We start from the raw sequence: 6,631 nt of genomic DNA, 5'->3' as shown, positions 1-6,631 counted from the left end.
TCCCCTTTTGCTTTCGTGCGCAAAAACAACCCTGAGATCGTATACAACACTTCCTATCAATGGGAAAGTGAAAAACCTGAAGGCGTTTACAAAGCTATTGAATCGGCGCAAAAAGAGAACTTAAAAATTATGCTTAAACCGCAATTATGGGGACATGATCTTTTTACGGGACATCTTGAATTCAAAAAAGAAGAGGATTGGCAAGTATTTGAAAACACTTATAGAAAGTATCTTTTATCTATGGTCCACATTGCAGATTCAGCCGGAGTTGAGCTATTCTGCATTGGAACTGAATTGGCGAACTTTGTTAAACAACGTCCACAGTTTTGGGAAAAATTAATTAAAGAGATTAGAACAGTATATTCAGGAAAAATCACTTATGCAGAAAACTGGGACAAAGTAGAAGAATTCCCCTTTTGGAGTCAGCTCGATTTCATTGGCAGCGATGCTTACTACCCACTTTCTGCAGCGGAAACACCGCGTATTGAAGAACTCAATAAGGGTTGGTCAAAATGGTGTAAAGCACTTGCCTCGCTATCGAAAAAAGTCAACAAAAAGGTACTGTTTACAGAATGGGGTTATCGTTCCATTACCAAAAATGCACTAGAACCCTGGAAGCATGGTCAAACCAAAGAAGTAAATTTTGAAAATCAGACCCATGCCTATAGAAGTTATTTTGAGAGCGTGTACCATCAAGATTGGTATGCTGGAGGTTTTTTATGGAAATGGTTTCCTGAAGTCCATGGGCTTCCTCTGCAAAAAGACGGTTACACTCCTCAAGGTAAACCAGCCTTAGAGGTTTTTACCCAACTCAAAAAAAAATAGCCACACCTTTCGGCATGGCTATTCCATATCTTAAAAAACTATTATTCTGCGTTTCTTTCCCAGATTTGAACCAATTCTTTCATAGTAGCAACCGCTTTTTCCATGTCTTGAACACTTACGTATTCGTGTCTAGAGTGAATTGCCATTTCTCCGGTGAAGATATTTGGACAAGGTAAGCCCATGAAAGACAATCTACTTCCATCAGTTCCACCTCTAATGATTACATTCTTTGGTGTAACACCAACGTTCTCCATTGCTTCAATTGCATAGTTGGTAACGAAAGGAACTGTTTTCAATATTTCTTTCATGTTTCTGTACTGTTCTTTTACTTCAAAGGTGTAAGAACATCCAGTATACTTACCGACTACCTCTTTAACAATAGCTTCTAAACGAGTTTCGTACTCCGCTAATTTTGCCGTTTCATGATCTCTGATGATAAACTGAACTGTACATTCTTCCATTGCTCCATTTACGGCAACAGGGTGTACAAATCCTTCTCTTCCTGATGTAGTTTCAGGAGACCAGCTATCTTTCGGTAAAGCATCGATAAATTCACTTGCCAATTTAAGTGCGTTCACCATTTTATTTTTGGCGTATCCTGGGTGAGCACTAATACCCTGTATCTTTACTGTTACAGCATCAGCAGAGAAACTTTCATCTTCAATACTTCCTAAAACACCACCGTCTAAAGTGTATCCATAGTCAGCCTTCAATTTATCCATATCTAATTTATCCACACCTCTCCCTACTTCTTCGTCTGGTGTAAATAAAATTCTGATATCTCCATGAACCACTGATGGATCTTTCATCAAGTGCTCGGCGAAATCCATGATACAAGCAACACCTGCTTTATCATCTGCACCTAAAAGTGTTAATCCACTTGCGGTAATTAAATCGTCTCCAATTTTTTCTTTCAAGTACGGATGTCTATCTGTTGTAATTACCTGTGAATTATCATCTGGTAAAACGATTGGAGCTCCGTCGTAATTTTTGTGAAGGATAGGTTTCACGTTTTTCCCCGTAACATCAGGGGCAGTGTCCATGTGTGCACAAAAACAAATCGTAGGAACTTTTTTACTTGTGTTAGATGGAATGGTTGCAAAAACATATCCCCATTCATCCATATAAGCATCATTAATCCCAAGGTCTTTCAATTCTTGAACAAGAATCTGAGCCAAATCTTTTTGCTTCATTGAAGAAGGAAATGTTTCAGAGTTTGGATCTGCCTCTGTATCTACCTGAACGTATTTCATCAAACGTTCTGCTACTCCTATCGTATCCATATATATTATTTATGCTTTGTTAAACTAATTTCATTTGTTCGAGTAAGAAACTTGCATTCATATTCTTCACTACTCCATGGTGCATTTTGTAGCTAAAGCTTATGTTGTCTCCTTCTATTATACTATCGAAATATTGATTCTTTATGCGACTATCTTCATCCGCTAACTTTGTTAAAGACAAGTCATGTGTAGCAATAATTCCTTTGGTATTTAAAGCGATAAGCTTTTTTAAGAATTTTGCAGAACCTTCTTCTTTGTCTTTGCTGTTTGTTCCTTTTAAAATTTCATCTAAAACGATAAAGATTTTCTCTCCTCTATCGATAGCATCTACAATAAAACGCAAACGTATCAATTCTGCATGGAAATATGAACTTTCTTCGGTTAAATTATCTGCTGTTCGCATACTGGAGTACAACTTAAGTTTTGGGAATTTAAATTCCTTGGCTACCACAGCAAACCCTGCCTGGGCAAGTGCCAAATTAACTCCGATACTGCGCAAAAAGGTTGATTTCCCCGCCATATTTGGTCCAGTAATTATAACAAACTGCTCCTTCTCCTTGAGTTCAAAATCGTTGGTCACCATTGCTCCACTTAGTAAGAACGGATGTCCAAGTCCCTCTACCTTTATAGAAGCATTTTCTTCTTCCTCGAGCACAGGATAACACAATTGACTCTGATAATTATACCTAAAATTCATTTGAGAAATCAACACCTCCATATCCAATAGCTCTTTTTCCCAATCGTGGATATGCGCGGCATATTGCTTCTTCCATTTGCTCAAACTATACATCATTTGCAAGTCGTATGCTCCAAACATGTTGAATACGATGGACACCATGAAATTCATACGCAAATCAAAGCGCTCCAAGGTCTTTTTCAATTGTTCTAACGCATTATCAGCACTGTGCTTACCCTCAAACAATTTAGACTTAGCGCCATCAATTAAACGACTCGTTGCCTTCAACTCTCGCATCAATATTAATTGTCCGCGCAATGCATCTAACCTACCTTGAATTTTAGATAACTTAGCGGCTTGTTCATTGGTGCGTTTTAATAATAAGCCAACCGGAATTAAACAGAACATTAAAATCAACATAAAATAGCTATCCGGAATTCTATCGAGGATTTTAGCAATCAATCCTAATCCGGCTATAATCGGGAAAATAATTCGGGCCACATTCAACCACTTAGGAAGTACCAATTCTTCCTTAGACCAAAGGTCTATATAGGTTTCGTCCTTTCCCTCATCAACTTTTCCTTTCGCTCTAAAATCTTGGGTCCAACTCACTTCTTTGAGCAATGCCTCAGTTGCCTCATGGTAGGCCTCTACATTTTCTACTCCCTCACTCAGCTGTTGAGCAAGTAAGGCTTTACCCTTTGCAGAGACAGCTCTGTTTAAATATTGAAAAACACTTTTTGCCCCGAAGAAATCCATGTCATAAGTAAATGGATGTTGATGGTTTTTAAACGATTCTCCTTCGTCAAATGCACTAAAATCACCTGCTAATACTTGAAGTTCATCCTCATTAATCTTCACAAGGGCTTTGTTGAATTTGATTTGTGCTTTTACATCAATACTTTTCCTCACAACAAAAAGAAAAATCCCAAAAGACAGAGCTGCTGTAGTTAGGGCTAAATAGAGGGTGCTGAAAAAGAAATAAACACAAAGTGGGATGGCTAGAAAAAAGACCAATCTTAGCGCCACGTAACGGTTAGAGCGTTGTTGAAGAAGGTTGAGTTTTTCTTGAAGAAGTTGTATTCTTTCTTGGTAATATTCTTTGGGCGACACTTTTATTTCCAAAGATAAAAGAGAATATCAACTCAGCAAGTTACCTTTGCGGCGAAATGAACAAAGGAATACTATATATCGTCCTGTCGGGCTTAATGTTTTTAATCGTTAATGTATTTGTTAAATCTTTAGGTGCAGGTTCGGATGCGCTGTTATCAGATTTACAAAAGTACCCGGTACACGAAATTGTACTTTTTCGTTCTATCATATCATTGATCATTAGCTACGCGATTATTAAACGAAAAAAACTACCTGTTTTTGGGGTGAATAAAAAATGGCTTATTATACGTGGTATTTGTGGAGTAACTGCACTTACGAGTTTCTTTTATACCATCAACCACTTACCTATTGCCATTGCGGTTACCGTTCAATATCTATCTCCTGTTTTCACAGTTCTATTCACTTTTCTATTCCTAAAAGAAAAGGTCAGTAAAAAACAATGGATTTTCAGTTTTATTGCTCTTCTTGGAGTATTCATCATTGGTATCTCCAAATACCTGAGTACGAATACTGAACTCAGTAAAATCGAACCTGTTTGGGTAGGACTAGGAATTTTTTCTGCCTTGAGTGCAGGAGTTGCTTATTTGGCCATCATAAAATGTAAAGAAACCGACAGTCCTATTAACGTCGTTATTTATTTTCCGATGGTAGCCTTCCCCATCATGCTCTTTATGTGTTTCTTTGAATTTGTAGTACCTGTTGGTATTGAATGGATCGTACTTTTGATAATTGGTGTATTTACCCAATTTGCGCAGATTTTTATGACCAAAGCTTTACACTACGGCCCAGCTGCTACAGTTATGCCTTTTAAATATCTAGGAAGTGTTTACGCTTTAATGGTCGGTATGTTCATATTTGGAGAATTTATCTCATTCTATGCATATTTGGGTATTACCGTTGTTCTTATTGGAATACTAGGTAATACCATGCTCAAAAAACCTATAAAGCTTAAAAGAAGTCGTTAATAATACTCTTCACCACCTCCTCTTCTAAGGGCTTATTGATGAAGTCTTGCACGCTTCCATCTTCCGTTGCTTTCTGTCTATCATCAGGATTTACAGATGTTGTTAACATAATCATGACGTGCTTTCCTTTTTGACTCTGAGGGAGCTTATTATACTCCTCTAAAAATTCCCATCCATTCATAACGGGCATGTTGATATCTAAGAAAATGATATCCGGTCTAGGATGCTCTCCTTCTTCTTCTGATTTTAAGAATTCCAGTGCTTCTTCGGCATTTTGCATTGCGATAATTTCATCCGCAATATCCATGTCTTCCAACAAAATTTGGTGAAGATAATTTGTTGGCTCATCGTCATCAATCAGCAAAATGCAATTAACTTTCTTTTTCATATATATGTGTTAAATTGGAAGCAGTAATTTCTATTGATAGCGGTATTATTTTCTATACCCTTTCACCCAATAAAAACCACTTTCATTTCGTAATAATCAAGGATTTACACCTCTACTTTTACGCCCGATTTTATTAATCAGATGGTGGAAAATAGTAAATATTTTCATAAGTACCACTTGTTTTCTTCCAATTCCGAGGATTAAACGATGAATGCGATGAACAATTTAAAATTGTGGAATATAATCCTAACCACCACAATGAAATTCCAAAAAACATCAATGCTCACCTTCCATTTGCGGGTACAAATAGTTTCGATAAAGAACTCCCTAACATCGCAGAAATAAAATGCAACGAGGTTTAACAAGGACTAAGGTTCTAGCGCTAAAAATACGTTGAGATAAATAATGGGAAGTTAACTTACCTTACTCGTAATGACCTACCAATTTTTAAGGTAGTAGTTGGTCGAATACCATTTAACCTACATAAAGTACTCACTGAAGTGTGATATTTCCTTGCTAGGTGACCTAATGTATCTCCCGATCTAATTCTGTGGTATTTTTTAGTTTCTCCGTTTATATTTAAATCAGAATCCGCTAAATACGAAGGTGAAGCACCGGGTCTAAACAAAGAACCATAGATAAATAAGTTTTGATCTCTTACCACTTTGTTTTTAAAGTCAATAATTTCCTCAGGGTTCATTGGAGCATCAAAAAATCTCACCTCAAAATGTAAATGAGAACCGTATGAATGTCCAGTATTCCCACCTAAACCTATAGGTTCCCCTGCTTTCACCCATGTATTGGGAGCAACCAAATGTTTTGATAAGTGAGCATAAAAGGTTTCTAATCCGTTGTAATGACGAATAATTACCAAATTCCCAAAACCTTCAGGGTTGTATTTTGCATATCTAACTTTTCCATCAAAAGCTGCATAAACAGTATCTCCGGTTACTAAATCGATATCAATTCCATTGTGGTAACGTCCTCTTCTGTACCCATAACGAGAGGTGATTTTACCATCAAAAGGCATTACAAAAGTATTGTATGAAGAATCTAAAACACACGTCCAAATTGTATCTTTAATTTTGGAAGGATCGTTTTTTTTATTTGAAGTATAGCACACTTCATTATCCCAGGTCTGAATGAAGTTATAGGTTGAATCTTCACAGAACATACTGTAAATCTCTTCATTCAATACTCCATCAAAATTCAAATCTTCTAGGTATTCCCAGGTTCTATCATCGTACATTACTACATCCCCGTTTTCAGATGGAATGGTATCAATAATATTCTGCGCCAGCATTGTTAATGGTGCAATGAATACACTCAGTAGAAATAATTTTGTTTTCATATTAAAAAGAAAAAATGTCCGTACTTGCGG

The 6,631-nt window shown here is 36.8% G+C and carries 7 protein-coding genes; 3 read left to right on the top strand and 4 right to left on the bottom strand.

The features are described 5' to 3' along the window. The coding region (locus tag AC22ZQ_RS01650; protein WP_318956833.1) for a glycoside hydrolase family 113 at positions 1 to 825 on the top strand (825 nt) is incomplete at its 5' end. Positions 826 to 866: 41 nt separating this feature from the next. Here AC22ZQ_RS01650 and pepT read toward each other — a convergent pair. Both pepT and AC22ZQ_RS01640 read right to left on the bottom strand, forming a co-directional pair. Further along, on the bottom strand, positions 867 to 2,108 hold the full coding sequence (gene pepT, locus AC22ZQ_RS01645) for a peptidase T (RefSeq protein WP_318956832.1): 1,242 nt from the start codon (positions 2,106 to 2,108) through the stop codon (positions 867 to 869). 19 nt (positions 2,109 to 2,127) lie between these two features. Further along, on the bottom strand, positions 2,128 to 3,909 hold the full coding sequence (locus AC22ZQ_RS01640; protein ID WP_318956831.1) for a MutS-related protein: 1,782 nt from the start codon (positions 3,907 to 3,909) through the stop codon (positions 2,128 to 2,130). A gap of 44 nt (positions 3,910 to 3,953) precedes the next feature. Here AC22ZQ_RS01640 and AC22ZQ_RS01635 point away from each other — a divergent pair, with 44 nt between their 5' ends. Continuing rightward, complete coding sequence (locus AC22ZQ_RS01635) at positions 3,954 to 4,862, top strand: DMT family transporter (RefSeq protein ID WP_318956830.1); 909 nt, start codon at positions 3,954 to 3,956, stop codon at positions 4,860 to 4,862. Here AC22ZQ_RS01635 and AC22ZQ_RS01630 read toward each other — a convergent pair. Then, positions 4,846 to 5,250, bottom strand: coding sequence for a response regulator (locus AC22ZQ_RS01630; protein WP_318956829.1), 405 nt, complete (start codon positions 5,248 to 5,250; stop codon positions 4,846 to 4,848). The two genes, AC22ZQ_RS01635 and AC22ZQ_RS01630, sit on opposite strands and share 17 nt — an antisense overlap. 233 nt (positions 5,251 to 5,483) lie before the next feature. Between AC22ZQ_RS01630 and AC22ZQ_RS01625 the strand changes: the two genes are divergently transcribed. Further along, a complete protein-coding gene (locus AC22ZQ_RS01625; RefSeq protein ID WP_318956828.1) occupies positions 5,484 to 5,612 on the top strand; it encodes a hypothetical protein in 129 nt (42 codons plus the stop codon). A 56-nt stretch (positions 5,613 to 5,668) separates the two neighbouring features. On the opposite strand, the gene AC22ZQ_RS01620 is transcribed toward AC22ZQ_RS01625, so the two are convergent. After that, entirely contained in the window at positions 5,669 to 6,601 is a 933-nt protein-coding gene (locus tag AC22ZQ_RS01620) for a M23 family metallopeptidase (RefSeq protein ID WP_318956827.1), read from the bottom strand. Positions 6,602 to 6,631: the final 30 nt, after the last annotated feature.

The organism is Lishizhenia sp., from assembly GCF_057456495.1.
This window is presented reverse-complemented; position numbering and strand designations above follow the sequence as displayed.